This window comes from Bradyrhizobium sp. cf659, from assembly GCF_900113725.1.
In the GTDB taxonomy this organism is placed as follows: Bacteria; Pseudomonadota; Alphaproteobacteria; order Rhizobiales; family Xanthobacteraceae; genus Bradyrhizobium.
Genome location: NZ_FOQJ01000009.1, coordinates 35,632 through 62,152, shown reverse-complemented (window position 1 = coordinate 62,152; position 26,521 = coordinate 35,632). Strand labels below are relative to the sequence as shown.

The 26,521-nt window shown below is 65.2% G+C and carries 27 protein-coding genes and 1 riboswitch; of the genes, 10 read left to right on the top strand and 17 right to left on the bottom strand.

The window, feature by feature from the left end; translation table 11 throughout:
• Window positions 1-6: 6 nt before the first annotated feature.
• The 9 genes from BM118_RS29250 to BM118_RS29210 form a co-directional block, all read right to left on the bottom strand.
• Window positions 7-465 (bottom strand): SRPBCC family protein, encoded by a 459-nt coding sequence (locus BM118_RS29250; RefSeq protein WP_092189820.1) that lies wholly within the window; start codon window positions 463-465, stop codon window positions 7-9.
• Between the two features lie 9 nt (window positions 466-474).
• The gene (locus tag BM118_RS29245; RefSeq protein ID WP_092189818.1) at window positions 475-1,314 is read right to left on the bottom strand and encodes an XdhC family protein; all 840 of its coding nucleotides are present in this window, start codon (window positions 1,312-1,314) and stop codon (window positions 475-477) included.
• 11 nt (window positions 1,315-1,325) lie between these two features.
• Window positions 1,326-2,534: a vWA domain-containing protein gene (locus tag BM118_RS29240; RefSeq protein WP_092189816.1), complete on the bottom strand. Its 1,209-nt coding sequence runs from the start codon at window positions 2,532-2,534 to the stop codon at window positions 1,326-1,328.
• A complete protein-coding gene (locus tag BM118_RS29235; RefSeq protein WP_092189814.1) occupies window positions 2,531-3,397 on the bottom strand; it encodes an AAA family ATPase in 867 nt (288 codons plus the stop codon). Before BM118_RS29235 ends, BM118_RS29240 begins: the two co-directional genes overlap by 4 nt.
• 121 nt (window positions 3,398-3,518) lie before the next feature.
• Window positions 3,519-5,939: an aerobic carbon-monoxide dehydrogenase large subunit gene (locus BM118_RS29230; protein ID WP_027545982.1), complete on the bottom strand. Its 2,421-nt coding sequence runs from the start codon at window positions 5,937-5,939 to the stop codon at window positions 3,519-3,521.
• Complete coding sequence (locus tag BM118_RS29225) at window positions 5,936-6,436, bottom strand: (2Fe-2S)-binding protein (protein WP_027545983.1); 501 nt, start codon at window positions 6,434-6,436, stop codon at window positions 5,936-5,938. The genes BM118_RS29230 and BM118_RS29225 overlap by 4 nt, the downstream gene beginning before the upstream one ends.
• Before the next feature lie 12 nt (window positions 6,437-6,448).
• On the bottom strand, window positions 6,449-7,312 hold the full coding sequence (locus BM118_RS29220) for an FAD binding domain-containing protein (protein WP_092189812.1): 864 nt from the start codon (window positions 7,310-7,312) through the stop codon (window positions 6,449-6,451).
• A 325-nt stretch (window positions 7,313-7,637) separates the two neighbouring features.
• Window positions 7,638-8,831: an MHYT domain-containing protein gene (locus BM118_RS29215; protein ID WP_092190211.1), complete on the bottom strand. Its 1,194-nt coding sequence runs from the start codon at window positions 8,829-8,831 to the stop codon at window positions 7,638-7,640.
• 230 nt (window positions 8,832-9,061) lie between these two features.
• Window positions 9,062-9,637, bottom strand: coding sequence for a 6,7-dimethyl-8-ribityllumazine synthase (locus BM118_RS29210; RefSeq protein ID WP_092189810.1), 576 nt, complete (start codon window positions 9,635-9,637; stop codon window positions 9,062-9,064).
• A 76-nt stretch (window positions 9,638-9,713) separates the two neighbouring features.
• Window positions 9,714-9,888, bottom strand: a riboswitch (FMN riboswitch).
• A 463-nt stretch (window positions 9,889-10,351) separates the two neighbouring features.
• On the opposite strand from BM118_RS29210, the gene BM118_RS29205 reads away from it, so the two are divergent.
• Window positions 10,352-10,852, top strand: a complete 501-nt coding sequence (locus tag BM118_RS29205; RefSeq protein ID WP_092189808.1) for a type III secretion system chaperone family protein — start codon at window positions 10,352-10,354, stop codon at window positions 10,850-10,852.
• Between the two features lie 155 nt (window positions 10,853-11,007).
• Window positions 11,008-11,883 carry a pyrroline-5-carboxylate reductase gene (gene proC, locus BM118_RS29200; protein WP_177234842.1) on the top strand — a complete coding sequence of 292 codons (876 nt, stop codon included), beginning with the start codon at window positions 11,008-11,010 and terminating at the stop codon, window positions 11,881-11,883.
• 123 nt (window positions 11,884-12,006) lie between these two features.
• Here proC and BM118_RS29195 read toward each other — a convergent pair whose 3' ends face one another.
• The 5 genes from BM118_RS29195 to BM118_RS29175 all read right to left on the bottom strand — a co-directional run bounded on the left by BM118_RS29195 (window position 12,007) and on the right by BM118_RS29175 (window position 16,375).
• Window positions 12,007-12,411: a thioesterase family protein gene (locus BM118_RS29195; RefSeq protein WP_092189804.1), complete on the bottom strand. Its 405-nt coding sequence runs from the start codon at window positions 12,409-12,411 to the stop codon at window positions 12,007-12,009.
• Window positions 12,412-12,594: 183 nt separating this feature from the next.
• Window positions 12,595-12,849: a tautomerase family protein gene (locus BM118_RS29190; RefSeq protein WP_283806384.1), complete on the bottom strand. Its 255-nt coding sequence runs from the start codon at window positions 12,847-12,849 to the stop codon at window positions 12,595-12,597.
• Window positions 12,850-12,916: 67 nt separating this feature from the next.
• Window positions 12,917-14,437 (bottom strand): histidine--tRNA ligase, encoded by a 1,521-nt coding sequence (hisS, locus tag BM118_RS29185; protein ID WP_092189802.1) that lies wholly within the window; start codon window positions 14,435-14,437, stop codon window positions 12,917-12,919.
• 193 nt (window positions 14,438-14,630) lie between these two features.
• Window positions 14,631-15,155, bottom strand: a complete 525-nt coding sequence (locus BM118_RS29180) for a YegJ family protein (protein WP_092190209.1) — start codon at window positions 15,153-15,155, stop codon at window positions 14,631-14,633.
• Window positions 15,156-15,292: 137 nt separating this feature from the next.
• Window positions 15,293-16,375, bottom strand: coding sequence for a branched-chain amino acid aminotransferase (locus tag BM118_RS29175; RefSeq protein WP_092189800.1), 1,083 nt, complete (start codon window positions 16,373-16,375; stop codon window positions 15,293-15,295).
• Between the two features lie 340 nt (window positions 16,376-16,715).
• On the opposite strand from BM118_RS29175, the gene BM118_RS29170 reads away from it, so the two are divergent.
• From BM118_RS29170 to BM118_RS29160, 3 genes are read left to right on the top strand one after another with little or no spacing between them, the layout of a single operon-like run.
• Window positions 16,716-17,258, top strand: a complete 543-nt coding sequence (locus BM118_RS29170; protein WP_027545993.1) for a MarR family winged helix-turn-helix transcriptional regulator — start codon at window positions 16,716-16,718, stop codon at window positions 17,256-17,258.
• On the top strand, window positions 17,255-17,986 hold the full coding sequence (locus BM118_RS29165; RefSeq protein WP_027545994.1) for a response regulator: 732 nt from the start codon (window positions 17,255-17,257) through the stop codon (window positions 17,984-17,986). Before BM118_RS29170 ends, BM118_RS29165 begins: the two co-directional genes overlap by 4 nt.
• Before the next feature lie 18 nt (window positions 17,987-18,004).
• Window positions 18,005-19,393: an ATP-binding protein gene (locus tag BM118_RS29160; protein WP_092189796.1), complete on the top strand. Its 1,389-nt coding sequence runs from the start codon at window positions 18,005-18,007 to the stop codon at window positions 19,391-19,393.
• A 168-nt stretch (window positions 19,394-19,561) separates the two neighbouring features.
• Here the strand turns inward: BM118_RS29160 and BM118_RS29155 are convergent, their stop codons facing one another.
• Together BM118_RS29155 and BM118_RS29150 are read right to left on the bottom strand one after the other, a co-directional pair.
• Complete coding sequence (locus BM118_RS29155) at window positions 19,562-20,092, bottom strand: DUF3617 domain-containing protein (protein ID WP_092189795.1); 531 nt, start codon at window positions 20,090-20,092, stop codon at window positions 19,562-19,564.
• Between the two features lie 44 nt (window positions 20,093-20,136).
• Window positions 20,137-20,430, bottom strand: a complete 294-nt coding sequence (locus BM118_RS29150) for a hypothetical protein (protein WP_092189793.1) — start codon at window positions 20,428-20,430, stop codon at window positions 20,137-20,139.
• Window positions 20,431-20,612: 182 nt separating this feature from the next.
• Here BM118_RS29150 and BM118_RS29145 point away from each other — a divergent pair, with 182 nt between their 5' ends.
• The 4 genes from BM118_RS29145 to BM118_RS29130 all read left to right on the top strand — a co-directional run bounded on the left by BM118_RS29145 (window position 20,613) and on the right by BM118_RS29130 (window position 23,422).
• Complete coding sequence (locus BM118_RS29145; RefSeq protein WP_092190207.1) at window positions 20,613-21,077, top strand: hypothetical protein; 465 nt, start codon at window positions 20,613-20,615, stop codon at window positions 21,075-21,077.
• A 121-nt stretch (window positions 21,078-21,198) separates the two neighbouring features.
• Complete coding sequence (locus tag BM118_RS29140) at window positions 21,199-21,903, top strand: ribonuclease T2 family protein (protein WP_092189791.1); 705 nt, start codon at window positions 21,199-21,201, stop codon at window positions 21,901-21,903.
• A gap of 192 nt (window positions 21,904-22,095) precedes the next feature.
• Window positions 22,096-22,956 (top strand): 23S rRNA (adenine(2030)-N(6))-methyltransferase RlmJ, encoded by an 861-nt coding sequence (locus BM118_RS29135; protein WP_092189789.1) that lies wholly within the window; start codon window positions 22,096-22,098, stop codon window positions 22,954-22,956.
• A 250-nt stretch (window positions 22,957-23,206) separates the two neighbouring features.
• Window positions 23,207-23,422: a cold-shock protein gene (locus BM118_RS29130; RefSeq protein WP_008544396.1), complete on the top strand. Its 216-nt coding sequence runs from the start codon at window positions 23,207-23,209 to the stop codon at window positions 23,420-23,422.
• A gap of 86 nt (window positions 23,423-23,508) precedes the next feature.
• Here the strand turns inward: BM118_RS29130 and BM118_RS29125 are convergent, their stop codons facing one another.
• Window positions 23,509-24,132, bottom strand: a complete 624-nt coding sequence (locus tag BM118_RS29125) for an outer membrane protein (RefSeq protein ID WP_177234798.1) — start codon at window positions 24,130-24,132, stop codon at window positions 23,509-23,511.
• A 251-nt stretch (window positions 24,133-24,383) separates the two neighbouring features.
• Between BM118_RS29125 and uvrC the strand changes: the two genes are divergently transcribed.
• The gene (uvrC, locus tag BM118_RS29120; protein WP_092189785.1) at window positions 24,384-26,444 is read left to right on the top strand and encodes an excinuclease ABC subunit UvrC; all 2,061 of its coding nucleotides are present in this window, start codon (window positions 24,384-24,386) and stop codon (window positions 26,442-26,444) included.
• Window positions 26,445-26,521: the final 77 nt, after the last annotated feature.

The following is a 26,521-nucleotide window of genomic DNA, read 5'->3' as shown; positions in this document are numbered from 1 at the left end:
GACGTTTCAACCCGCTTCAGCCTTCGTACCCACAACCTCGGCAAACGACTTGAAGAACTCGCCGGCCAGCTTCGTCGCGGTCGAATTGATCAGCCGCGCCCCTAACTGGGCGAGCTTGCCGCCGATCTGCGCGTCGACCTCGTAGTTCAGCACCGTGATCTCGGCGCTCTCGGATTCCAGCCGCACGACCGCGCCGCCCTTGGCGAAACCGGCGACGCCGCCGGAGCCTTCGCCCGAGATACGGTAGCTGTTGGGCGGATCGAGATCGGACAGGGTCACCTTGCCGCTGAACGTCGCCTTCACCGGGCCGACCTTGAAGACCACCGTCGCGGTCATCTCGTTCGGGGCGGTCACCTCAAGCGATTGGCAGCCGGGAATGCACTGCTTCAGCACAGCGGGGTCGTTCAGCGCCGCCCACACCTGTTCGCGTGAGGCGGGGATGCGCTGGCTGTCGTTCATCTGCATGATCGGTTCTCACTCTCTGCTTGCGACTTGGATGGCGGCGCGCTGGCCGCGCCGGCGCTCCCTGGTGATTTCGGCGAGGATTGACATCGCGATCTCCTCCGGCGTGATGGCACCGAGATCGAGTCCGGCCGGCGCCTTGACATCATCGATTGCTACGGCGCTGGTGCCCTCCGCAATCAGCTTCGCGCGCAGCGCGGCCATCTTGAGGCGGCTGCCGACGAAGGCGTGATAGTCGGCCCTGGTCGCGAGCGCCGCGCGCAGAGCGGCTTCGTCGCCCCTGCCTTGCGTCGAGACCACGACGAAGCGTTTTGCCTCGTTGAGCTCGCCGAGCTGGTAGCCATCGATGACAATGTCGGCATCCGGCTGGGCCGTGAGATCGGCGGCGGGTGCGGCCAGCGTGACGTGATAGCCGAGCGTGCGCGCCTGCGCGGCCAGCGACAGCGCCACCGGGCTGGCGCCAAGAATGACGAGCGAGGGATGCGGCAGCACCGGCTCGACGAAAATATCCATCGTGCCCTTGCTTGGGCACATGTTGCTGGCGAAGCGGATGCCGTCGCGGCTCTCGCCGGCGCTGACTCCGAGCTCGGCCAGAAGGTTTTCCGGCTGCACCGAGACCATGCGCGGCTCGCCATCGGCGAGCGCTTCGCGCGCCGCCTTGAGCACCGCGCCCTTGGCGCAGCCGCCGCCGATCCAGCCCGCGACGATGCTGCCGTCGGCCGCGATGATCGCCTTGGCGCCGGCCTTCGCCGCGGTCACCGAAACCGTACGCACCACCGTCGCGAGCACGAAGGCGCGCTCGGCGGCCTTCATCTGCGCCACGAGATCCAGCACTTCGACATGAGCGGTCATCGGCGCCTCCTCTAGAGCTTCGCCAGATAGGGTTCGAGCGCACGCAGGCTTTGCAGCGAGTTCGCGGGCGCATAGAGATCGACATGCGGCAGCGCCGCCTTGATACCTCGCGCTTCGGGCGCATAGCCTTCCCAGGCCATCATCGGATTGAGCCAGACGATACGGCGGCAGCGGCGGCGCAGCGCCGCCATTTCGCGGCCGAGCAGCGCGGCATCGCCGGTCTCATAGCCGTCGGAGACGATCATCACGCAGCTGCGCGAATGGAGAACGCGCGAAGCATGCCATCGGTTGAAGGTTTGCAGGCTCTCGCCGATCTTCGTGCCGCCGCCCGCGCCCTGCGCCATGATCGAGAGCCGGTCGAGCGCGCGGCCGGCGTCCCTCTCCTTCATCGCATCGGAGACGTAGGCGAGGCGGGTGTGGAACAGGAACGCCTCGGCCTCGCGGAATTGGTCGAGCACGCCGTGGATGAAGCGCAGGAACACTGATGTGTACATGCTCATCGAGCCCGAGGCATCGAGCAGCACGACCAGACGCAGCGGCTTATCCTTGCGCTGCCGCTTGACGAGGCTGATCGGCACGCCGCCATGGCTGATATTGCGATGAATGGTGCGGCGGAGATCAAGCCGGTAGCCGCGCCGGCGCGCCAGATCGCGCCGCGTCAACCGCGTGCGCATCGCGCTCGCAAGCTGCGCCGCAGCTTCATGGGCCTGTGCGACCAGATCGGGATCGCCAAGCTTCCTGAAATCGACCTCCGCAAGATTGTCCGCGCGCGAAGCGCCTTCCATTCGACCGTCGCCGGAACGGCCTTCCGGAGCATCATCGGACGACGGGAGCTGGTCGGTGACGGACTGGTTACCGCCCTGCTCCACCGACTTGTCCCGCAGGCTCTTCAGCGACGGATTGCTGGCACCGGGCGCCGAGCCAATCGTCCGGGAGCGGGAGCGCACGCGCTTGCCTAGCCAGAACGCATCGAACAGCCCGTCGAACTTGTCCCAGTCGGACTTGCGCGCCGAGAACAAGTGCTTGAACGCCGCGCGCAACAAACTCGGCCGCGCCGCGTAGCCCGACGCCATCAGCGTCGCCGCGTCCTGTCCCTCGGCAAGCCCGACGCGGAAGTCGGCATCACGCAGCGTGCGCAAGAAGGCGGCAAGCCGTGTCGACACGAGGCGAGAGACCTCGTTGAGATCGTCATATCCGGGGCTGGAGCCGCAGCAGCTCATGCGACCTTCCCCAGCAGGCGCTGCGTCACCTCCGACGTGACGCGGGCGCGGTCCTCATGGGTCTTGAGCAGGCAGACCAGTGTCTCATGCACCGTCTCGGGCGCATCGTGGAGATCGCGGATATCGAGCCCGACCAGGGCCGCCGCCCAGTCGAGGGTCTCCGCGACACCCGGGACCTTTCGCAGCTCCTCCTTGCGCACGCCCTCGACCATACGAGCAATCTGCAGCGCGAGCGACGGGCTGGCGCCAGTGACGCGCGCCAGGATGATGCGAGTCTCGCGATCGACGTCGGGATAATCGACATAATGGTAGAGGCAACGCCGGCGCAGCGCGTCGGAGAGCTCGCGCGTGCCGTTCGAGGTCAGCACCACATGCGGGATGGTGACCGCAGGGATGGTTCCGAGCTCAGGGATCGAGACCTGGAAGTCGGACAGCAGTTCCAGCAGGAACGCCTCGAACTCGTCGTCGGCGCGGTCGATCTCGTCGATCAGCAGCACCGGCGCCTTCGGCCGGCGGATCGCGGCGAGCAGCGGGCGCTCCAGCAGGTACTTTTCCGAGAAGACCTGGTCCTCGATGCTGTCAGTGCCGCGATGGGCCTGGATCGCCAGCAACTGGCGCTGGTAGTTCCACTCGTAAAGTGCCGACGACTGGTCGAGGCCTTCGTAACATTGCAGACGGATCAGCTCGGTCGCGTGCACCTTGGCCAGCGTCTTCGCCACCTCGGTCTTGCCGACGCCCGCCTCGCCTTCGAGCAAGAGCGGACGCCGCAGCAATTGCATCAGCGAGATCGCAGTCGCGAGGTCCGCATCGGCGATGTAGCCCGATGCGGACAGGGCTTGTGCGATTTCGTCACGACCTTTCATGTCTTTTCTCCGTCGTTCCGGGGCGATGCAATGCATCGAACCCGGAACCTCGAGATTCTCCGGTGCGCAATTGCGCGCCATGGTTCGCCCTTCGGGCGCCCCGGCACGACGAACCAACCAACTAGGCCACCGCGCCCAGATCCTTGGCCGCCTTCCAGTTGCGCCAGAAGTCGTGCGGCATCTGGATATGCGTACTCCCCAAGAACGAGAACGCGTCGTTGACGGCGTTGGAGAAGGCCGGCACGCCGCCGACATTCGGGCTCTCGCCGACGCCCTTGGCGCCGATGGGGTGATGCGGCGACGGGGTGACGGTAAAGTCGGTCTCCCAATGCGGCGTCTCGACCGCGGTCGGCATGAAGAAATCCATGAACGAGCCGGTGACGACGTTGCCCACCTCGTCGTAACGGATCTCCTGACCCATCGCGATCGCGAAGGCTTCGGTCAGGCCGCCATGCACCTGGCCCTCGATGATCATCGGGTTGATGCGGGTGCCGCAATCGTCGAGCGCGTAGAATCGACGGATCTTGTACACGCCGGTATCGACGTCGATGTCCATCACGCAGAGATAGGCGCCGAACGGATAGGTCATGTTGGGCGGATCGTAGTAGCTCACCGCCTCCAGCCCCGGCTCCATGCCCGGCGGCACGGAGTTGTAGGCTGCCCAGCAGATGTCCTTCATCGACATGAATTTTTCCGGCAGGCCCTTCACCCGGAAGCCGTCGATGTCGAATTCGAGATCATCCTCGTGGACCTCGAGCTTGTAGGCCGCGATCATCTGCGCCTTGGCCTTGATCTTTCGCGCCGCCATCGCGATCGCGGCGCCCGCCACCGGCGTCGAGCGCGAGCCGTAGGTGCCGAGCCCGTAGGGCGCGGTGTCGGTGTTGCCCTCCTCCACCTGGATGTTGTCGGCAGGGATTCCGATCTCGGTCGCGATGATCTGGGCCCAGGTGGTCTCGTGGCCCTGGCCCTGGCTCTTGGTTCCCATGCGCGCGATGCCCGCACCGGTCGGGTGCATGCGGATCTCGCAGGAGTCGAACATGGCGATCCCAAGGATGTCGCAATTCTTCGACGGGCCGGCGCCGACGATCTCGGTGAAGAAGGAGATGCCGAGGCCCATGATCTCGCGGGTCTCGCCGCGCGCGAAGGCCGCGCGCTTCTCGGCCTGCTCCTTGCGGAGCGCGGCGTAGCCGGTCGTCTCCATCATCTTGCGCATGGCGGTGTGGTAGTCGCCGGAATCGTATTCCCAGCCCAGCGCCGAATGATAGGGAAACTGCTCCGGCTTGATAAAGTTCTTCAGCCTGAGCTCCGCCGGGTCCATGTTGAGCTTCTGCGCCAGAATATCCATGGCGCGCTCGATGCAGTAGGCCGCCTCCGTGACGCGGAACGAGCAACGGTAGGCGACGCCGCCCGGCGCCTTGTTGGTGTAGACACCGTCCACCGCCAGATGCGCGGTCGGGAAGTCGTAGGAGCCGGTGACGATATTGAAGAAACCGGCCGGCCATTTCGACGGGTCGGCGCAGGCGTCGAACGCACCGTGATCGGCGAGCACGTGCACACGCAGGCCGGTGACCTTGCCCTCTTTCGTCGCCGCGATTTCCGTCGTCATGTGATAATCGCGCGCGAACGAGGTCGCGGTCAGGTTCTCGATGCGGTCCTCGACCCATTTCACCGGCTTGCCGGTGACGATGGAGGCGACGGCCGCGCAGATATAGCCGGGATACGCGCCGACCTTGTTGCCGAAGCCGCCGCCGATGTCAGGCGCGATCACATGGATCTTCTGCTCCGGCAGCTTTGCGATCAGCGCCACCACGGTGCGGATCACATGCGGGGCCTGGAACGTGCCGTAGATCGTCAGCTCGCCCTTGATCTTGTCGAAGGAGCAGACGCACTGGCAGGTCTCGAGCGGCGACGGATGGGTGCGGTGATAGGAGATCATCTCCTTGATCTTCACTTCGGCCTTGTTGAAGGCGGCGTCGGTCAGCTCCTTGTCGCCCACGGTCCACTCGAAAATATGGTTGTGATGCTTGCGCGGCCCGTGCGCGCCCGTGGTCTTGCCGGCGAGATCTTCCCGCAGCACCGGCGCGTCCGCATCCATCGACTTGAAGGGATCTACCAGCGGCGGCAACGGCTCGTATTCGACCACCACCTTGTTGATGCCGTCGTCGGCGGCATAGCGGTCGGTCGCGACCACGAAGGCGACCTCCTGGTTCTGGAACAGCACCTTGCCGTCGGCGAGCACCATCTGCACGTCGCCGGCCAAGGTCGGCATCCAGGCGAGGTTCACGGTCTTCAGCGTCTCGGCGGTGATGACCGCGAGCACGCCGGGAACTTTCAGCGCCTCGCTGTCGTCGATCTTTTTGACGCGCGCATGCGGATGCGGCGAGCGAACGAAGTCGCCATGCAGCATGCCCGGCAGCTTCACGTCGTCGACGTAATTGCCTTTGCCCTGCGTGAAGCGGATGTCCTCGACGCGCTTGCGCTTGCAGCCCATGCCCTCGAGTGCGGCGGTGCGTTGTTCCCGCGTGGGAGTGAGGTCATTCATTCTGCGGCCTCCTGGAATTCCACGCCGTTGATCTTGGCGCTAGCGTACTGGATTGCCTTGACGATGTTCTGGTAGCCGGTGCAGCGGCAGATGTTGCCGGAGATGCCCATGCGGATCTCCTGCTCGCTCGGCGACGGGTTTTCTTTCAGCAGCCGATGCGCGCGGACAATCATGCCGGGCGTGCAGAAGCCGCATTGCAGGCCGTGCATCATGCGAAAGCCTTCCTGCAAGGCCGACAGCGTGCCGTCGGCATTGGCGATGCCTTCGATCGTGGTGATGTCGGAGCCGTCCGCCTGGACTGCGAACATCGTGCAGGACTTCACCGACATCCCGTCGATATCGACAGTGCAGGCGCCGCAATGGGTGGTCTCGCAGCCGATATGCGTGCCGGTCATCTGCAAGTTCTCGCGGATGAAATGCACCAGCAGCGTGCGCGGCTCGACGAGGCCTTCGACCTCGGCGCCGTTCACCTTCATGGTCACATGTGTTTTTGCCATCGATCCCCTCCCTTACTTGGCGACGGCGGCCGCGCGCTGAAGCGCGCGCGTCACCATGATGCCGCCGACATGTTTCCGGTATTCGACCGGCCCCCGCGCATCCGCCGCCGGCGCCATGATCGCTTCGGCTGCGGCAGCCGCCTTTTTCAGCGTAGCTGGATCGAGGCTGGTGCCGATCACCGCTTTGGCGGCGTCAGCGGCGAGCAGCGGCGTCTCGTGGACATTGGTGAGGCCGATCGAACAGGTCGCGACCTTGCCGCCGGACATGGTGAGCACAACGGCCGCCGCCGCGGTGGCGTAGTCGCCGACCTTGCGCTTGAGCTTTTCATAGGCGTAGCCGTGGCCGGCTGCCGGCACGGGGACCGAGACAGAGGTCAGGATCTCGCCGGGTTCGAGCGCAGTGAAATAGGCGCCCTGATAGAAATCGGCGGCGGGGACATCCCGGGCACCATCGGGCCCTTCGAGGCGGTAGGTCGCACCCAAGGTCATCATCAGCGCCGGCATGTCGTTGCCGGGATCGCCATTGGCGACGTTCCCGCCAATCGTGCCGCGGTAGCGCACCTGGGGATCGGCGATCAGCAGGGCTGCCTCGTGCAGGATTGGCATGGACTGCGCGACGTCGCTGGAGGCCAGCAGCTCGTGCTGAGTGGTCATCGCGCCTATGACCAGATTATTGCCGTCGCGGCGGATGCCTTTCAGGGTGGCGATGCCGTGCAGATCGATTAGATGGGCGGGGGTCGCGAGCCGAAGCTTCATCATCGGCACCAGACTGTGCCCGCCGGCCAGTGGCCGCGCATCCTCGCCGAGGTCTGACAAGAGTTTGACGGCATCGGCGACGCTCGCCGGCCGGTGATAGCTGAATGAGCCCGGGATCATCGTCTCCTCCCATAATCGTCCTTGGGCCGGTGGCGGCGCGGACGTTGGCCGGACGGTCTCTCCGAGCGGGGCAAGCTGCAATCGCCGGGGCACGGAACAGCGGATTTCGCACGAGTTGCGGGTGGGAACGCACGAATTGCGTCAGGGACGGCGACCTAAGGCGGCGATCTCGCTGCACCTCTCCCGCTTGCGGGGGAGGTCGACGCGCTCGAAGTGCGCGGCGGGTGGGGGCTTTCTCCTCTTGGGGAGTCTCTCTGCGGAGGCACCCCCACCCCAGCCCTCCCGCAAGCGGGAGAGGGAGCGCACTTCCGGTGCGGCCGGAGCGTTACGCGTGCCGCCGATTGACCAGCCCCAGCCTCGCCTTCACCTCGGCGATCTTGGCGCGGCTGACCGGGACCAAGTGTGGTGACGGGCCATCGAGCTCGAGCACGGCGCCGTCGCCCTCTTTCCGGACCAGCGCGACATGGGGGATCGCGACGATATGGCTGCGGTGTACCCTGAGGAACAGCGACGGATCGAGTTGCGCCTCGGCCTCCGAGATCGACCATGGACACATCCGCTCGCGCGTGCCGTCATGGACGAGGGTGTAGTGCGCGTCCGCCCGAACGCTGCGGACGTTGGCCGTGTCGATGAAATGGGTGCCGTCGGCTCCCTCGACCGGCAGCCGCGGCGCCGGAGCGCGGGGCGGCAGGCCGAGACCGCCGAGCGGTCCCACCGGCCGCGGCGATGTCCCAGCCGCGACGACCGGTTCAGCGCGAGCGACTGGCGGTAAAACCGGGTCGGCGGCTGGAGACGTCTGCGCCTGCCGGCGATCCGGCACCAGCGAGAGCAGGAAGCCGGCGGCGATCACGAAGCACAGCACGGCGACGACGATGGAGAGAATTTGCTGCGACGCGGCAAGACCGCTGCCGGGATGGTGATGCCCCGCCCCCGTCAGCGGCTCGAAATGCATGCCGAGCATTGCCGTGTAGTGCATGCCGGAGACGGCGATGCCGAAAGCGATCGAGCTGACGATCAGCCGAACGCCTTCCTGCTGCGCCAGGAAGGCGCGCAAGCCGCCATAGGCGGTGACGACCGCAACCAAAACCGACAGCAGCACCATCGTCCGGTCATGCGCGATGCCGAAGGGACCGGCGAGCCCATGGATGCCGACATAATGCATGCTGGCGATGCCGACGCCGAGCAGCACGGCGGACGAGGCCACCCGCTTCAGGGACGGCTCGCCGATCGAGACGAAGAACAGGGAGATGCCGACCACCAGCGCGCAGATCAGGAACGAGATGATGGTGGGAAGAACGAGATAGACCGTGTCGGGCGGCAGCGGCGCGGCCAGCATGCCGACGAAATGCATGGTCCAGATGCCGACGGCGAAAAACACCGCCGCGCCCGCGAGAAGAACGCGGTTACTGACGCCAGGCGTGTTGCGGATGCGAGCCGCAAGTGCAAAGCCGGTATAGCCACCCAGGCTCGCGATCGCCACAGAGAGCGCGACGAGATAGGGATCGTGTCCTTCGAACATGATCTTGTCGGCCACGCCGTCTCCACGGCACGGCCTCCTCCCGCCGCCGACTTTACAGGGACGGCGGCGGGATTGACAATCAGCGGCGTGTGAAGGCTGCCGGAGCCTCATGGAGAGGAGGCGCGCAAGCGCCGTCTCGACCATGCAGGCCCGCGGCAGCATCCGGGCCCTCATCCTTCGAGACGCGCTACGCGCTCCTCAGGGTGAGGGATGAGAGTCGTTGCGCTGCGTTACACAATCCCCGCCGCGACCTGGCCGCGCAAGCGCTCCAGACCGAGCAGCGTGTTGGCGCAGGCTTCTGCGACCTCGACGCCCTTGATCGCAAAATGCCTGCGGAAGAAATCGTAGTGCACCTCGGTCTCGTGGAATTGCTGCGGCGTCAGCACCGCGGAGAACACCGGCACCTCGGTGCGGAGCTGCACGTCCATCAACGCCTTGATCACCGTGTCGGCGACGAACTCATGGCGATAGATGCCGCCGTCGACGACGAGGCCGGCCGCGACGATCGCGGTGTAGCGCCGCGTCTTGGCGAGGACCTGCGCGTGCAGCGGGATCTCGAACGAGCCCGGCACCTCGAACACGTCGACATGGGTGAGGTGGCGCGCCTCGGCCTCCTTCATGAAGGCGATGCGGGCTTCCTCGACCACGTCGCGGTGCCAGCAGGCCTGCACGAAGGCCACCCGCTGCGGCTTTGCAAAACGCGGATGCTCGATTGCCGGCGGGTCCACGGGAACCGGCGGTTGGGTCGTCTCGGCAGTTTCAGCTTTGGAAGTTTGAACTTGGGGATCTTGCAACATCTGATTCATGGCTTTCCTCAGTTAAGGACCAGAATCAGGGCACACGGAACGACAAACAGCCGCACCTTGCGATGCGTCTGCCACCGACCGTTCTCTTTCATCCGGACTTTAACCGTCGGCTTCGGAGTTGCACCGAATCTGCTGACCCTTCCCTCCGAGGGGTCCCCGAAGGAATCCCTATCAAGGAGAAGGCGCTCGCGGGCTTGGGCCTTTCGGCCCTTACCGCCGGTGGGGACTTCCACCCCGCCCTGAGAACTTATCCACCCGATATGGGTGGACTATTTGGAATTATGACGAACCGGGAGACGGCCAGCAAGAACCTTCCTTATGGGTACTACGCATGTGCCTATGACGTCAGAGCGAAACTCTGCGAAAATCCTGCGGGGCAGACATCGAACAGGGCGGGACCGATCCGGACCCGCAAGGAGGGCTCCGGCACACGGAACGCAGCAAGGCCGGTCGATCCGATTCCGGTTTGTTCTCCTCCGTTAAGAATTGTGGCGGAGATGAGCTGTGGACGAACGAGTCCTGACTTGTGGACGGACTCGGCAGCCAGTTGCGCAGATTCCGCAAATCACATCAGTTGATCCGCGACAAGCCCGCGCTGATCCCGGGACCGCGAGAGCGACTCCGAGGGGATCGCCTCAGCGATGTTGAGGGAGCGCGCGCCAGACCAACCGCGTGCGTATCAAAGACAACAAGAAGGCAAGAGGTCGAGACGGCATGTCCCTGCTCGAAGGCGCTATCGATTCCCGAAGTCATCCGCTCGCGGTGGTCGAGGATATCGCTGCCAGCAACAACTGGCCGTTCGAACGCTCCGGCGAAGACGAACTCACGATTGTCTCGAAGGGACAATGGACCGACTACCAGCTCTCCTTCACCTGGATGGGCGGGATCGAGGCGCTGCATCTGGCCTGCGCGTTCGACATGAAGATTCCGGTCGCGCGGCGGAGCGAAGTGCAGCGGCTCGTCGCCGCCGTCAACGAGCAGTTGTGGGTCGGCCATTTCGACCTGTGGACCAACACCGGCATGGTCATGCACCGCCAGGCCCTGGTGCTGCCGGGCGGACTGACCGCCTCGACCGCGCAATGCGAGGCCATGCTCGCCGGCGCCATCCACGCCTGCGAGCGCTACTTCCCGGCGTTCCAGTTCGTGGTGTGGGCCGGCAAGACCACGGCGGAAGCGATGGACGCAGCGATGTTCGATACGGTGGGAGAGGCGTAAGGCCTCTCACGAGGTAACAGAGCCGCCGCTCCCTCCCCACGTCGTCCCGGACAAGCGCGCCTCAAGCGCGCGCAGTTGGGATCCATACCGCGTGATTTCGCTTGTGGCACGCGGCTTGTTGCCAACACCTCCATCCACTAGAACCACTCGTGGTTATGGGTCCCGGCCTTCGCCGGGACGACACCGAATTTGTGGTGACCGCAGTGGCTAACAACAGCACCCTTCAAAACATCACCGGCACCATCCTTCTTGCCGGCGCCGGCAAGATGGGCGGCGCGCTGCTGACCGGATGGCTGGCGGGCGGGCTCGATCCGCGCCGTGTCGCGGTGGTCGACCCGCACATTGCGCCCGAGATCAGCGCGCTTGCCGCCAAGGGCGTGGCGCTCAATCCCGATGCGAAGGCGGCAGGCCAGGTCGAGACCATGGTCGTCGCAGTGAAGCCGCAGATGTTCCGCGAGGCCGGCGCGAAGCTGAAGTCCTTCGTCTCGGAGAACACCTCCGTGGTTTCGATCATGGCGGGAACCACGATCGCCTCGCTCCAGGAGGTCTGCGGCGGCGCCGTGGTGCGCGCGATGCCGAACACGCCGGCCGCGATCGGCCGCGGCATCACGGTGGCGGTTGCGGCGAAAAACGTCAGCGCCACGCAGCGCACGGTGGCCGATGCGCTGCTGCGCGCCACCGGATCGGTCGAATGGGTCGAGGACGAGAGCCTGATGGATGCGGTGACCGCGGTGTCCGGCTCGGGCCCGGCCTATGTGTTCCTGCTCGCCGAGGAACTCGCGCGCGCCGGCGTCGAAGCGGGATTGCCCGAGGCGCTGGCGACCAAGCTCGCACGCGAGACCGTCGCCGGCTCGGGCGAGCTGCTGCATCAATCCGAGCTTCCCTCCGGCACGCTGCGCCAGAACGTCACCTCGCCCAGCGGCACCACGGCCGCAGCACTCGGCGTGCTGATGGGTGAGCCCGGCCTGCGCGACCTGATGATCCGCGCGATTGCGGCCGCGACGCAGCGGTCGAGGGAATTGGCGAAGTAGCGGGATGCCGTAGGGTGGGCAAAGCGACTTGTCCGCCGTAGCTCGAAGAACGAAGGCGGAAGCGTGCCCACCACCTCGCACGCGGAGCAATGGTGGGCACGGCGCTTCGCGCCTTTGCCCACCCTACAATTTCGAGCCGGCCCCGAGGCGCTTGTTGAACATCTCGACATTGACGAGCCCGCGCGCGTGGCGGCCCTCGCCGAGCTTGCGCGTGCCCTCGAACGCCTCGACCTCGAAACGGATGACGCGGCGCTCGACTGCGACCACCTTCGCGGTGGTCCGCACCGTCGCACCAACCAGGGCGGCTGCGAGATGGCGGATGTCGACCTCGGTGCCGACCGTGACCCAGCCCGGCTGAAGCGCAGAGCGGATCGCATCGCCCGACGTCATCTCCATCTCGAGGATCATCATCGGCGTCGCATAGACAAAAGGCATGCCCGGCACGAAGTGCCCAACCGTGCGCTCCACTGGGACCACCAGCGTGCGCTCCGCGCTCATGCCGATTGTGATGAAGTCGCGTGCGTCCATGGTGGCCTCAATCTCCGCTGTCGTCCCGGACAAGCGCAGCGAAGCGGAGCCCTGATCCGGACACATAACCACTGGGAATAGCTTGGCCAAGACTCGGAGTTACCAGCTCGCCCATAACCACTCCCTGTGGTTATGGGTCCGCTTTCGCGGGGACGACAGTTGTGTTTGCCGAACCAGCCGAAACTACTTCTTCGCCGCGGCCGCGCGCTCCACGAACGTCTTGCCGCCCTTCATCTTGTGGCGGAGCGGGGCTTCGTTGATCTGGATGACGACGGCATCGGCGTCGACGCCGAGATTCTTCACCAGTGCCTGCGTGATGTCGCGCATCATGCCGGCCTTCTGCTCGTCGGTGCGGCCTTCGGCCATGCTGACGGTGATCTCAGGCATCGTTTTCTCCCTGCTGCTGTCGTCATGGCCGGGCTCGTCCCGGCCATCCACGTTCTCTTCTATCAAACAAGACGTGGATGCCCGGGACAAGCCCGGGCATGACGGCCTGCCGGAATGGCTATCCCCACTTTACGTCATGGCGGCCCAACACCTCGCGCACTTTTGCGACGAGGTCGGCTTCGCTGCACGAGAACTGCGCCGGGCGGCTCTCGCGCCATTCCTGGTTGGAGGCGATCGCGGCCGCCGCTTTCGCGCCCTCGATCAGATCCTTGATCTGCAGCTCGCCGCGCGCCTTTTCATCGGAGCCCTGGATGATGACGCAAGGGCTATTGCGGCGGTCGGCATATTTGAGCTGGTTGCCCATGTTCTTGGGATTGCCGAGATAGAGCTCGGCGCGGATGCCGGCGGTGCGCAAGGACGCCACCATCTTCTGATAGTCGGCGACGCGGTCGCGGTCGAACACGGTGACGACGACAGGCCCGAACTCGGGCCGCGTGTCGAGCTTTCCGAGCAGCGTCAGCGCGGCCTGGAGGCGCGAGACGCCAATCGAGAAACCGGTCGCCGGCACCGGCTCGCCGCGGAAGCGCGAGACGAGACCGTCATAGCGGCCACCACCACCGACGGAGCCGAAGCGCACCGGGCGGCCCTTCTCGTCCTTGGTGTCGAGCAGGAGTTCGACCTCGTAGACGGGGCCGGTGTAGTATTCGAGGCCGCGCACGACGGAGGGGTCGATCTTGATACGGTCCGCACCGTAACCCGACGCCGCGACCAGCTTGGCGATCTCTTCCAGCTCGCTGACGCCGGCCTGACCAACTTCGCTCTTGGCGAGGTAAGTTTCCGCCGCGGCAATGGCTTCCTTCCAATCGTCGCGCGGTTTGGTGATAGCGAGAACAACGTCAGCCTCGGCCGCGCTCAGGTTGGCGCCTTTCGTGAAGTCGCCCTTGCCCTCTTCGCCACCATCCCACCTGCCGGAACCGAGCAATTTGCGCACCTCGTCGGCGGGAAACTTGTCGAGCTTGTCGATTGCGCGCAGCACGGTCAGTCGGCGTGCGGCATTCTCTTCACCAGCGAGCCCGATTGCTTCCAGGACGCCGTCCAGCACTTTTCGGTTGTTCACCTTCACCACATAGGAGCCGCGCGCGATCCCGAGCGCCTCCATCGTGTCGGCCGCCATCATGCAGATCTCGGCATCCGCCGCCGGCGTTGCCGAGCCGACCGTATCGGCATCGAACTGCATGAACTGGCGGAAGCGCCCGGGGCCGGGCTTCTCGTTGCGGAAGACGTAGCCGACGCGGTAGCTGCGGTAGGGCAAGACCAGAGCGTCGGTCCCGTAGCGCTCGCCGACGTAGCGGGCGAGCGGCGCGGTCAGGTCGTAGCGCAAGCTAATCCACTGCTCGTCGTCGTCCTGGAACGAGAACACGCCCTCGTTCGGGCGGTCCTGGTCGGGCAGGAACTTGCCGAGCGCGTCGGTGTATTCCATCGCCGGCGTCTCCACCGGCTCGAAGCCGTAGAGCTCGTAGACGGCGCGGATCTTCTCGACCATCTCGCGCGTCGCCCGGATCGCGGCGGGATCGCGATCCTCGAGCCCGCGCGGCAAACGCGCCTTCAGCTTCTGGGGTTTTTTGGGTTTCTCGGCCATGCGCGGCGTTTACCAGCCGACGCGCGAGGCGGCAACCGGGGTGTTCTTCACCTCGCCCCGCTTGCGGGGAGAGGTCGGATTGCGAAGCAATCCGGGTGAGGGGGACTCTCCGCGAATCCAGCTGTCACCGGCCCCCGCGGAGACTCCCCCTCACCCTACCCTCTCCCCGCAGGCGGGGAGAGGGGAAGTAGAGTTACGGCTGCTCCATCCGGGCCCTCAGCGCGTCCGCGTCCGCTTTCGGCAGCGACTTCAGCGTCGGCTTGATGGTCTCCCCGCCGACGATCTTGCCGTTGCGCATGAACATCCAGTCCGAGATGTCGGCTTCGCTGAACTTGACCTCGTCGCCTGCGTGCTTGCCGGGCAGATCGCGCGGTTCGTTGGCGAACAGGCCCGAATAGGTCCCGTCGGGCTGCTTCTTCACCTCGGCGATCCAGATGTGCTCGCCGCCCTTGCGGGTCGAGAAGCGCACCTTCAGGGCGAGCCCAGTCTCCGACGGTTTTGGGGATTCATAGGAGGCCCAGAAGGTCGGGAGCGTGCCGCGGGCGCGCGCGATCGCGGTGTTCATCTCGGGATCGGTGGTACGCACGTCGACGATCGGCGAGCGGTCTTGCGCTGCGACCTCGTGCGTCGGGCCGATGGTCAGGATGCCGAAAACGGAGACGCCGGTGATGGCGGCGAGAACGACCCATTTCGCGGGTTGGGAGAGTTTTGTTGCCATGATCGCGATGTCCAGGATGCTTGTTGTGTCCTGGCTTTGTCGCATGTCCGCAGCAGCACGTTCAGTGCGCAATAGGCCACAAACGTTGCGCATTTCCCCTCTCCCTCGTGAGAGAGGGGAAACGCTCTCATCGCGTATCAAAACACCTTGCGGATCCAGTTGTGCGGATCGTTGGTGCGGCCGTACTGGATGTCGACGAGCTGCTTGCGCAGGCCCATGGCGACGGGGCCGGCGGCGCCGCCGCTGATCTCGAAATCGCCGCTCACCGAGCGCACCTTGCCGATCGGCGAGATCACGGCCGCGGTGCCGCAGGCGAAGGCTTCCTTCAGCTTGCCGCTGGCTGCATCCTTGCGCCACTGGTCGAGCGAGTACGGCTCCTCGCGCACCGTCTTGCCGGCATCCTTCGCCAGCGTGATGATGGAGTCGCGGGTGATGCCGGGCAGGATCGTGCCGAGCGGCGGCGTCGAGAGCGAGCCGTCGTCGAACACGAAGAAGACGTTCATGCCGCCGAGCTCCTCGATGTAGCGGCGCTCGACCGCGTCGAGGAACACGACCTGATCGCAGCCGTGCTGGATGGCCTCGGCCTGCGCGCGCAGGCTCGCGGCATAGTTGCCGCCGCACTTGACCGCGCCGGTGCCGCCGACCGCGGCGCGCGTGTAGTTCTCCGACACCCAGATCGACACCGGCGCAGGCCCGCCCTTGAAATAGGAGCCGACGGGCGAGGCGATCACCGCGAAGATGTATTCGGACGACGGCTTGACGCCGAGGAAGGTCTCGCTCGCGATCATGAAGGGCCGCAGGTAAAGGCTGCCCTCGCCGCCCGGCATCCAGGCGCGGTCGATGCGCACGACCTGCTCGACCGCCTCGATGAAGACGTCTTCGGGCAACTGCGCCATCGCCATGCGGTCGGCCGAATCCCTGAAGCGCCGCGCATTGGCGTCGGGGCGGAACAGGTTCACGCCGCCGTCGTCGCGCTTGTAGGCCTTGAGGCCCTCGAAAATTTCCTGAGCGTAGTGCAGGACGGCACCCGCCGGATCGAGCTGGAAGTTGGCGCGCGCCTCGATGCGCGCCTCGTACCAGCCGCCCTTGGCCTGGTTGTAGCGGACGATCGCCATGTGATCGGTGAAGACCCGCCCGAAGCCGGGGTCCACCAGCTTGGCGACGCGGTCCTTCTCTGGCGTAGGATCGGATGCGGGCTGGATGTCGAATTTCATGCTCATGTCCTTGGCTCCCGCTGCCGGTAGCGGCGCTGTTCTGGCGCCCGCCTGCCCTGTTTCGGGTCCGGCTGGCTTGATTAGAGTTGTGGCCGGGCCACCGCCAGCCTTGTTACGGCCGGTTTCCGTGGCCAGCATGTCGTCGAGGACATGCTTTTGCGGAAGGCGGAAGTCCAGTATGTTTTGTCGAAATGCCGCTCGACAATCGCACGGTAGATCTGATCCGGCCGTCGTCGCCTGTCCGGCTCTCTCCGGCCGCCTCTGCTTCGATACCACCCGACGCGAAACGATCTAAAATTTCGTGCGGGTCGATCGTTTTGTAACATTGAACCCAAGATACGTCAATATGCCTGACATAAATTTCGCGACTCCCTCTCAAGACGCTGCCGAGCTCCGGCCGGCCGCAGGCGAAGGAGGCAATTTGCGCTGGGATATCATCGAGCTGCTGTTCTTCGCCTATCGCGACTTCGTCGGCGATCCCGACCAGGAGCTGGAGGCTTTCGGCTTCGGCCGGGCCCATCACCGCGTCATGCACTTCGTCTACCGCTATCCCGGGCTGAAGGTCGCCGATCTCCTCGACGTCCTGCGCATCACAAAACAGTCGCTCGGCCGGGTGCTCAAGCAGCTCCTGGACGAGGGCTATATCGTGCAGAAGACCGGCGACAATGATCGTCGCCAGCGCCTGCTCTACGCCACGCCGAAGGGCGAGGCGCTGGTGCAGAAGCTCGCCGGGCTCCAGACCACGCGGATCACCAAGGCGCTCGCCGAGATGGCGCCGCAGGATGCGGAGACGGTCAAGCGCTTCCTGCGCGCGATGATCGACCGCGACGATCCGGACAAGGTGCTGGAGACGATCTTCGCCTCCGTCAATCAAGACGCAAAGGAGTGACCGTGCCGCTCGCTGCCACGCTCGCCCGTCCGCCGGTGCAACCGGCCGATGATGCCCCGCATCTCCTGCTGGTCGACGACGACCGCCGCATCCGCGATCTGCTGTCGCGCTTCCTCGCCAGCGAAGGCTATCGCGTCTCGACCGCGGCCAGCGCCAGCGATGCGCGTTCGAAGCTCATGGGCCTGCATTTCGATCTCTTGATCCTCGACGTCATGATGCCTGGCGAGACCGGCTTCGACCTCGCCCGCTTCATCCGGACCTCCTCCTCGGTGCCGATCGTGATGCTGACGGCACGCCATGAGGCCGAAGCCCGCATCGAGGGCCTTCAGATCGGCGCCGACGACTACGTGGCAAAACCGTTCGAGCCGCGCGAGCTCGCGCTGCGCATCAACAACATCCTCAAGCGCGCCGCCCCGCCGCCGCAGGCCGCGGTGGTGGAGAAGATCGCGTTCGGCCCCTACGTCTATCATCTCGATCGCGGCGAATTGCGCCAGGGCGAGGAGGTCATTCACCTCACCGACCGCGAGCGCGAGATGCTTCGCATCCTCTCGGAGACGCCGGGCGAGACCGTGCCGCGCAGCGCACTGACCGGCAATGGCAGCGTCAACGAGCGCGCCGTCGACGTGCAGATCAACCGCCTCAGGCGCAAGATCGAGACCGACCCCGCCAATCCGCTGTTCCTCCAGGCGGTGCGCGGCATCGGCTACCGGCTGGTGGCATCGCCATAAAGCAGTGAAGCGCGACCGATGAGCACGATCGATACCGGCCTGACGCTGCTGAAGAGCGCCGCCGGCCGCGTCTCCGCCGCCAATGGCTGGATGGGCAATGCGTTCAAGGGCTGGATGCCGACCGGCCTCTATGCCCGCGCGCTGCTGATCATGATCGTGCCGATGGTGATCCTGCAATCGGTGGTCGCCTTCGTGTTCATGGAGCGGCATTGGAACACAGTGACGCGCCGCCTGTCGGCCGCGGTGGTGCAGGACATCGCCGCGCTGATCGACGTCTACAAGGGCTATCCGCAGGACAAGGACCGCGACCAGATCCGTCGCATCGCCCAGCAGCGTTTGGGCCTCGTCGTCGATTTCCTGCCCGCCGGCGACATGCCGCCGCCGGGACCAAAGCCGTTCTTCTCGCTGCTCGACCAGACGCTGTCGGTGCAGCTCGGCCGCCAGATCGGGCGCTCGTTCTGGATCGACACGGTCGGCCGCTCCAACCTCGTCGAGATCCGCATCCAGCTCGACGACGCCGTGATGCGCGTGTTCGCGCAGCGCAGCGCGGCCTATGCCTCGAACTCGGAGATCTTCCTGTTCTGGATGGTCGGCACGTCCTCGATCCTGCTGATCGTCGCGGTGCTGTTCCTGCGCAACCAGATCAAGCCGATCCTGCGGCTTGCCGATGCCGCGGAAAGTTTCGGCAAGGGCCGCGAGGCGCCGAACTTCAGGCCGCGCGGCGCGCGCGAGGTGCGGCGCGCGGCGGTCGCCTTCCTCGAGATGAAGTCGCGCATCGAGCGCACGATGGAGCAGCGCACCGCGATGCTCGCCGGCGTCAGCCACGATCTGCGCACCATCCTGACCCGCTTCAAGCTCGAGCTGGCGCTGATCGGCGACAGCCCGGAGCTCGAGGGCATGCGCAAGGACGTCGACGAGATGTCCATGATGCTGGAGGACTACCTTGCGTTTGCCCGCGGCGATTCCGGCGAGCAGTCGCAGCCGACCGACATGGCGCAGGCGCTCGAGGAGTTGCGCAGCGACGCCGAACGCCACGGCCACGCTGCGACCGTCGCATTCAACGGCCTGCCCGTGGTGACGGTGAAGCCGGCCTCGTTCAAGCGCTGCCTCGCCAACCTCGTCACCAACGCGGCGCGCTACGGCAAGAGCATCGCCATCACCGGCCAGCGCGATCACCGTTATTTGACCGTCACCGTCGACGACGATGGCCCCGGCATTCCCGCGCATCTGCGCGAAGAAGTGTTCAAGCCGTTCCTGCGGCTGGACAACGCCCGCAACCAGGACGAAGGCGGCACGGGCTTAGGCCTTGCCATCGCCCGCGACATCGCCCGCTCTCATGGCGGCGACATCACGCTCGGCGACAGCCCGATGGGCGGATTAAGGGCGAGTGTGCGGATACCGGTGTAGCCGACTTTTCCCTTCTCCCCTTGCGGGAGAAGGTGGCGCGAAGCGCCGGATGAGGGGTATCTCTCCGCAGGCCCACTCTCATTTGAATTCGCGGTGAGATACCCCTCACCCGTCTCGCCGCTTCGCGGCGAGCCACCCTCTCCCGCAAGGGGAGAGGGGAAGACAACCTTACTTCGGCAGCAGCGCCTTCAACTTGTCCATGTCGCGCACGTTCATCTTGAAGCCGCCGGGCATGACGATGTCGCCGGGCTTCTGATCGGGCTTGCAGGCGCCCAGCCATTTCGCTTCGAGCGTCATGGTGGTGTCGCGCCCCGCGGTGCCGGCGGCGCCGCCCTGCGCGTGTGATGAGGTCTTCACCGTATAGGCCGAGTTGAAGTCGCCGGTAATCTCGGCATGCGAGGTGGTGCTGATGCCGGCGACGCTGCACTCGGAATCGGTGACATAGCCGGTCGCGGTCTTCTTGATGTCCAGCTTGGCGCAGATCTGCTTGGCCATCGGGGAGACGTTGTTGTTCATCTCCTTGTCGACGGTCTCGTCGGTGCAGTGCTGCATGGTCATTTCCGGCATCGCAGAGCCGCTCCTGACCATCTTCAATTCCCACAGGCCGGCCTTGCGCACCGGCAGATCGTCGGCGCAGGCGCTGCCGGCCGACAACACGAAGCAAACGGCCGAGCCGAGCAAAGCAAGTTTGCGCGTCATGTGGGAAGCTCCCGGCTGAGAGATCGCTGCGCTACGAAGACGCCTCAGTACAGCGTGCGGATCGGCTGATTGGCGGCGCCATAGGGCACCCAGCGGCAGGAGAACGAGATGTAGCCGCCCTCATAGGCCTGCACGCCGAGGAATTTGACGACCTTGCCGTAGCGCGCGCAGTGATCGACCGCGACCTGCCGCGCATCGACCTGGGTAGCCATCGAATAGGCGATGATGCCGCCGGTGTCGTTGCCCTTGAACGGAGGCACCGGAAAGATGTCGCCGCGCGCCGGCTGGCTCGCCATCATACCCAGGGCAAGAACGCCCGCGGCCGCAATGATTCGCATTCCCGTTACTCCAATTGGCTGGCGCCAGTTTACGGTGCCGGGACGGAAGTGAAAAGAACTGAAGCCCTGTCGGATGCGACGTTATGGTCAACTCCTGGCCAAGTGTTGCCGCGCTGCACTTGACCTCACCCGCCCTTCGCGGCACCGTCGGACCTTCGCAGATCATGCTGTCTGGATTGCCCATGCGCGCCTCGACCTCCCTGAAATCGCTCCGCTTTGCCGCCGTGCTCGGCCTCATGTTCGGGGCGCTGTCGCTCGGTGAGGCCAGGGCGGCCAATCCGCTGGAGCTCAATTTCTGGCTGAGCGGACCGCGCTACGACGGCGGCGTCGCCGATTGCGACAAGGCGCTGCCGACGATCGCCACCCAGTTCTGGGAGAAGGAAAGCTCCTTCTGGAATTCCTCGTTAAAGATCACCGGCTTCTCCGCCGTGCGCGAGACCGCGTTCCGGCCCTGGCAGTCCGACAACATTCCGCGCCGCTATTGCACCGGCGAGGCCATGCTCAACGACGGCAAGGTGCGCAAGGTGCACTTCTCGATCATCGAGGATGGCGGCTTTGCCGGTTACGGGAATGGTGTCGAATGGTGCGTGGTCGGGCTCGACCGCAACTGGGCCTACAATCCGGCCTGCCGCGCCGCCAGGCCTTGATTCGACAAGCCCTGATTCGGACCTAGCCCAGCGGCCTGACGGAGGCCACCCGAATTTTGTTCTTGAAATGTTCTTTTCGCCTGCTAGGCTCGACTGCACAGTCTAGTTGAGGGGCGTCGCCATGTTTCATTCCAGATTGCATTCATTCTCCCGCCTGATGATCTCGCTGGTCCTTGCCCTGCCGCTGGCCGCCGGGCTGGTCTCGCTGGCGGGCGTCGCGCAAGCCCAGGACAAGCGGCAGAACGCGCCCGGCGAATTCGATTTCTATGTGCTGTCGCTGTCGTGGTCGCCCTCCTTCTGCGAGGAGGCGGCCGAGCGCGGCGGCCGCTCCCAGATCCAGTGCAGCGGCCGGCCGTATGCTTTCGTGGTACACGGGCTGTGGCCGCAATATGAGAACGGCTTTCCGGAATATTGCCAGCGGCCGGCGCCGCGGCTGAACCGCAGCATCGTCTCCTCGATGCTCGACCTGATGCCGGCGCCGGGCCTGATCTTCAACGAATGGGACAAGCACGGCACCTGCTCGGGGCTCGCCGATCGCAGCTATTTCGAGACGATCCGGAAAGCGCGCGCCGCGATCAAGATTCCGGCCGAGTATCTCGACCTGTCGCAGGCCAGGACCGTGGCGCCGGCGGATGTCGAGGAGGCCTTCATCAGGGCCAATCCCGGCCTCGGCAGCGCCGCCGTCTCGGTCACCTGCAACCGGACGCGGCTTTCCGAGGTCCGCATCTGCCTCAGCAAGGACCTGCAATTCCGCGCCTGCGAGGAGATCGACCGCCGCGCCTGCCGCCGCGACCAGGTGACGATGCCGCCGATCAGGGGTGGGTAGTTCGGGTTCTCGTGCCCCGGATGCGGTGCGATGCGCCGCGAAACGCGGCGTAGTGCACCGCTGATCCGGGGCCCATCACGAACGAAGAAGCCGGGTCCCGGCTCAGCGGCGCAGCGTGACACGCTGCACCGCGTCCGGGACACGCATTAGTGCCTCTTTGCTCAGGCCGTGACGTGGCGTAGTGCTCTTCCCATGAACTACCGTCACGCCTTTCATGCCGGCAACTTCGCCGATGTCATCAAGCACATCGTGCTGGCGCGCATCCTCACTTACTTGCAGGACAAGCCGGGGGCGTTCCGCGTCATCGACACCCATGCCGGCGCCGGCCTCTACGATCTCGAAAGCGACGAGGCGCGGCGCGGCGGCGAATGGCTGACCGGCATCGCGCGGCTGATGCAGGCGCGCCTGTCGAACGAGACCGCCGCACTGACCAAGCCTTATCTCGACATCGTCCGCGCCTTCAATCCGAAGGGCGAGCTCAAGGCCTATCCGGGTTCGCCGCTGATCGCGCGCGGCCTGCTCAGGCCGCAGGACCGCCTCGTCGCCTGCGAGCTCGAGCCGAAGGCGCGCAAGGCGCTGATCGACGTGCTGCGCCGCGACGAGCAGGCCCGCGTGGTCGATCTCGACGGCTGGGTGGCGCTGCCGGCCTTCGTGCCACCGAAGGAACGGCGCGGGCTGGTGCTGATCGATCCGCCATTCGAGGCAAAGAACGAGTTCGAACGGCTGGGCAAAGCCTTCTCGGAGGCTTTCGCAAAATGGCCGACTGGTATCTATGTAATCTGGTATCCGGCCAAGAGCCGGCGCGCCACCGACACGCTGGCGCAACTCGTGGCGCGGCTCGCAGCCGCAGCAAAGCCGCCGGGCAAATGCCTGCGCCTCGAATTCAGCGCTGCACCGCAAGCTGACAGCGCAGCCCTCACCTCCACCGGACTGCTGATCGTCAATCCGCCTTACACTCTGCACGGCGAGCTCAAGACGATCCTGCCCGAGCTCGAAATGCCGCTCGGCCAGGGCGGCGCTGCCAGATTCCGATTAGAGGTGCCGAGGCCGTAACACTCCGGCATTCGTGGGAAAAAGATGCAGGAGCCGTAGTCAATCTGCAAAGAACCGTATTATGCTATTTCCGTGACTGGCTTTACGTTCCGCTTCCGCGAATGGTTGCGGCGGAGTGAAGGCCTAAGAAAGATCCGGCCGGACCGAAAGGTCCGCCCAAGGATGGCCAGCTCCCGGGCTCCGTAAGGCCCGGTCATGTCGTGACGTGAGTCTGCGTCGCGGCGGAGGAGCAATGAGGGGGAGTTTCCCGATGGCCATGACGGGAACGGTCAAGTTCTTCAACGGCGAGCGCGGCTACGGCTTTATCAAGCCCGATGACGGCGGTCGCGATGTCTTCGTTCACATCACTGCTGTGGAGCGAGCGGGACTGAAGGACCTTGCCGAAGGACAGCGTATTACTTTCGAAGTCGAACCGGACAAGAAGGGGAAGGGACCGAAGGCGGTCAATTTGGTCATCCTTTCCTAGCGGCCTGACTCAAAAAACCTGGCGCAAAAAAAGTCCCGGCCGCGAGCGGCCGGGAGGTTATTGTCCGGTATTTTCTTATTTGGCTATCAGAAGTGATAGTTCACGCCTGCGCGCACAACGCTGGCGCTATAGCCGTTTGACACGCCTGTAATTGCGAACTGACTCGTCGACAGATCGATGTAGAGATATTCGAGCTTGGCGGTCCAGTTGGGCGCGAAGCCCACTTCCGCACCGGCACCGATGGTCCAGCCGGCGCTGGTGTGCGACTCCGTCCAGCCGAAGGTCTGCGCGCGCAGCTCGCCGAAGGCGAGGCCGGCGGTGCCGTAGAACAGCACGTTGCTGAAGGCATAACCGGCACGGCCGCGAAGGGTGCCGAACCACGGATTGGAGAACTTCCACGGCGCGAATGTGTCATCAGCGCCGGCGGCCTGGATATCGCCCTCGACGCCGAACACCCATGGACCGTTCTGGAAATTATAGCCGGCCTGAATGCCGCCGACGAAGCCGGAGGGCTTTACGGGTGAGTTACTCACCGACCCCCACTCATAGCCGAGATTGGCACCGAGATACGGACCGGCCCAGCTATAGGCATTGAGCGGCTGATTGACGGTATAGGGCGCGCGCTGCCCGTAACTGAGATCGGCGGCCTCTGCCGAAGCTGTCCAGCCGGCGGCAACCAACACGGCTGCGCCCACAACGAGCCTCTTCATCACACACTCCAACGCAACTGCCGCAAACCGGTGCGATGCCTGCGCCGCCGCGCCGGGCCATATCGCATGGTTACGGAACCAAGACCTTTTCGCGTAAGATTTATCGAGAGTTTTAAGTTAAAGGGCTGTTAAGACCCGTTACCGCGCGCTTAACAGACTTAAGGAAGCGTTACCGGGAACTGCGCCGCCATTCTGTGCGTGCAGCATGGCCGGAACTTCAAATCGGTATCCCCAGCGCCTAAATTCACCCCATGGTTCACGATTCCACCGACAATCCGGACGACGCCCGCGCGCGCAAATCCAGGCGCGGCATGGCACCGGACGTCCCGTCCCAGGAGACGGCACCGCCGGACCTCGATCCCGCCACCACGGGCGGCGACGACGAGGACGATGCGCGGCTGCCCGATATCCTGGAAGAGAGCGGCGCGGTCGGCGAAGAGCCGCTGGCGACGGGCCACGAGGCAATCGAGCGCGCGGTCCGGTTCGCGCCGACCTCGCCCGGCGTCTATCGCATGCTCAATGCGAATGCCGACGTGCTCTATGTCGGCAAGGCCAAGAACGTCAAAAAGCGCCTCTCCAACTACGCGCGCCAGAATGCGCCGCAGCCGGCGCGCATCCTGCGCATGATCGCCGCCACCGTGACCGTGGAGATCGTCTCGACCAACACCGAGACCGAAGCGCTGCTGCTGGAAGCCAACCTGATCAAGCAGCTGCGGCCGCGCTTCAACGTGCAGCTGCGCGACGACAAGTCGTTTCCCTATATCCTGATCACTGGTGACCATTGGGCGCCGCAGATCCTGAAGCATCGGGGCGCGCAGACCCGGCCCGGACGCTATTTCGGCCCGTTCGCTTCCGCCGGCGCCGTCAACCGCACCATCACGGCGCTGCAGCGCGCGTTCCTGATCCGCTCCTGCACCGATTCCTTTTTCGAGAGCCGCACCCGGCCCTGCCTGCTCTACCAGATCCGCCGCTGCGCCGGTCCCTGCACCCGCGAGATCGATTTCCCCGGCTACACGACCCTGGTGCGCGAGGCGACCGACTTCCTCTCCGGCAAGAGCCATGTGGTGAAGCAGGAGCTCGCCGGCGAAATGGAGAAGGCGGCCAATGAGCTCGAATTCGAGAGCGCGGCGCTCTACCGCGACCGCCTTGCCGCGCTGTCGGCGATCCAGTCGCAGCAGGGCATCAATCCGCGCACGGTGGAAGAGGCCGACGTGTTCGCCATCCACCAGGAGGGCGGCTTCTCCTGCGTCGAGGTGTTCTTCTTCCGCACCGGCCAGAACTGGGGCAACCGCGCCTATTTCCCGCGGGCGGAGAAGACCTTTACGCCCGAAGAAGTGCTCGGCTCCTTCCTCGCCCAGTTCTACGACGACAAGCCGCCGCCGAAGAACATCTTGCTCTCGCATGAGATCGAGGAGAGCGAGCTGCTCGCCAACGCGCTGTCGATCAAGGCCGGCCACAAGATCGAGGTCACCGCGCCGAAGCGCGGCGAGAAGAAGGAGCTCGTCGCCCACGCGCTGACCAATGCGCGCGAGGCGCTGGGCCGCAAGCTCGCGGACACCGCGACGCAGGGCCGCCTGCTCGACGCCATGGCGACGACGCTGAGCCTGCCGCATGCCCCCAAGCGCATCGAGGTCTACGACAACAGCCACATCCAGGGCACCAACGCGGTCGGCGCCATGATCGTCGCCGGCCCGGACGGCTTCGTGAAGAACCAGTACCGCAAGTTCAACATCAAGTCGGAAGGGCTCACGCCCGGCGACGACTACGGCATGATGCGCGAGGTGCTGGAGCGCCGCTTCAAGCGTCTCGTCAACCCGCCCGAGGAGGGCGCCAAGGTCAAGGACGACGATTTTCCGCAATGGCCCGACCTCGTGATCATCGACGGCGGCCGCGGCCAGCTCAACGCCGTCCGGGAGATCTTCGCAAATCTCGGCCTGACCCAGGTGTCGCTGATGTCGGTCGCCAAGGGGCCGGACCGGGATGCCGGCCGCGAGACCCTGTTCATGCCGGAGCGCGAGGCGATCAAGCTCGAGCCGCGCGACCCCGTGCTCTATTTCATCCAGCGCCTGCGCGACGAGGCCCACCGCTTCGTCATCGGCTCGCACCGCAAGCTGCGCAAGAAGGACATCCGCGAGGCCGGTTTGCAGGAAATTCCGGGCATCGGCCCGTCACGCAAACGTGCCTTGCTGCATCATTTCGGAACCCTGAAGGAGATCGAACGGGCCTCGATCGCCGATCTCGGCAAGGTTCCGGGGGTGAGCGCCGAGAGCGCCCGCAGGATTTTCGAGTATTTCCATCCCCAGCCGGGGTGAACTAGAGGGGGCCGTGGTCATATGGTCGTCGCATCCCGCACCCCATTTGGGGAGCGGAACGGTTGACCTTCGGGCCA

Bases quoted from the DNA above. Each gene is read 5' to 3' on its own strand.
- hisS (WP_092189802.1), bottom strand. From the start codon at position 14,437: ATGGCCGAGAAACCCAAAAAACCCCAGAAGCTGAAGGCGCGTTTGCCG.
- BM118_RS29150 (WP_092189793.1), bottom strand. From the start codon at position 20,430: ATGCGAATCATTGCGGCCGCGGGCGTTCTTGCCCTGGGTATGATGGCG.
- BM118_RS29135 (WP_092189789.1), top strand. From the start codon at position 22,096: ATGAACTACCGTCACGCCTTTCATGCCGGCAACTTCGCCGATGTCATC.
- BM118_RS29205 (WP_092189808.1), top strand. From the start codon at position 10,352: ATGTCCCTGCTCGAAGGCGCTATCGATTCCCGAAGTCATCCGCTCGCG.
- uvrC (WP_092189785.1), top strand. From the start codon at position 24,384: ATGGTTCACGATTCCACCGACAATCCGGACGACGCCCGCGCGCGCAAA.
- BM118_RS29160 (WP_092189796.1), top strand. From the start codon at position 18,005: ATGAGCACGATCGATACCGGCCTGACGCTGCTGAAGAGCGCCGCCGGC.
- BM118_RS29250 (WP_092189820.1), bottom strand. From the start codon at position 465: ATGCAGATGAACGACAGCCAGCGCATCCCCGCCTCACGCGAACAGGTG.
- BM118_RS29125 (WP_177234798.1), bottom strand. From the start codon at position 24,132: ATGAAGAGGCTCGTTGTGGGCGCAGCCGTGTTGGTTGCCGCCGGCTGG.
- BM118_RS29230 (WP_027545982.1), bottom strand. From the start codon at position 5,939: ATGAATGACCTCACTCCCACGCGGGAACAACGCACCGCCGCACTCGAG.
- BM118_RS29175 (WP_092189800.1), bottom strand. From the start codon at position 16,375: ATGAGCATGAAATTCGACATCCAGCCCGCATCCGATCCTACGCCAGAG.
- proC (WP_177234842.1), top strand. From the start codon at position 11,008: ATGGGTCCCGGCCTTCGCCGGGACGACACCGAATTTGTGGTGACCGCA.
- BM118_RS29155 (WP_092189795.1), bottom strand. From the start codon at position 20,092: ATGACGCGCAAACTTGCTTTGCTCGGCTCGGCCGTTTGCTTCGTGTTG.
- BM118_RS29170 (WP_027545993.1), top strand. From the start codon at position 16,716: ATGCCTGACATAAATTTCGCGACTCCCTCTCAAGACGCTGCCGAGCTC.
- BM118_RS29210 (WP_092189810.1), bottom strand. From the start codon at position 9,637: ATGAATCAGATGTTGCAAGATCCCCAAGTTCAAACTTCCAAAGCTGAA.
- BM118_RS29130 (WP_008544396.1), top strand. From the start codon at position 23,207: ATGGCCATGACGGGAACGGTCAAGTTCTTCAACGGCGAGCGCGGCTAC.
- BM118_RS29220 (WP_092189812.1), bottom strand. From the start codon at position 7,312: ATGATCCCGGGCTCATTCAGCTATCACCGGCCGGCGAGCGTCGCCGAT.
- BM118_RS29240 (WP_092189816.1), bottom strand. From the start codon at position 2,534: ATGAGCTGCTGCGGCTCCAGCCCCGGATATGACGATCTCAACGAGGTC.
- BM118_RS29180 (WP_092190209.1), bottom strand. From the start codon at position 15,155: ATGGCAACAAAACTCTCCCAACCCGCGAAATGGGTCGTTCTCGCCGCC.
- BM118_RS29145 (WP_092190207.1), top strand. From the start codon at position 20,613: ATGCGCGCCTCGACCTCCCTGAAATCGCTCCGCTTTGCCGCCGTGCTC.
- BM118_RS29245 (WP_092189818.1), bottom strand. From the start codon at position 1,314: ATGACCGCTCATGTCGAAGTGCTGGATCTCGTGGCGCAGATGAAGGCC.
- BM118_RS29195 (WP_092189804.1), bottom strand. From the start codon at position 12,411: ATGGACGCACGCGACTTCATCACAATCGGCATGAGCGCGGAGCGCACG.
- BM118_RS29235 (WP_092189814.1), bottom strand. From the start codon at position 3,397: ATGAAAGGTCGTGACGAAATCGCACAAGCCCTGTCCGCATCGGGCTAC.
- BM118_RS29140 (WP_092189791.1), top strand. From the start codon at position 21,199: ATGTTTCATTCCAGATTGCATTCATTCTCCCGCCTGATGATCTCGCTG.
- BM118_RS29215 (WP_092190211.1), bottom strand. From the start codon at position 8,831: ATGTTCGAAGGACACGATCCCTATCTCGTCGCGCTCTCTGTGGCGATC.
- BM118_RS29225 (WP_027545983.1), bottom strand. From the start codon at position 6,436: ATGGCAAAAACACATGTGACCATGAAGGTGAACGGCGCCGAGGTCGAA.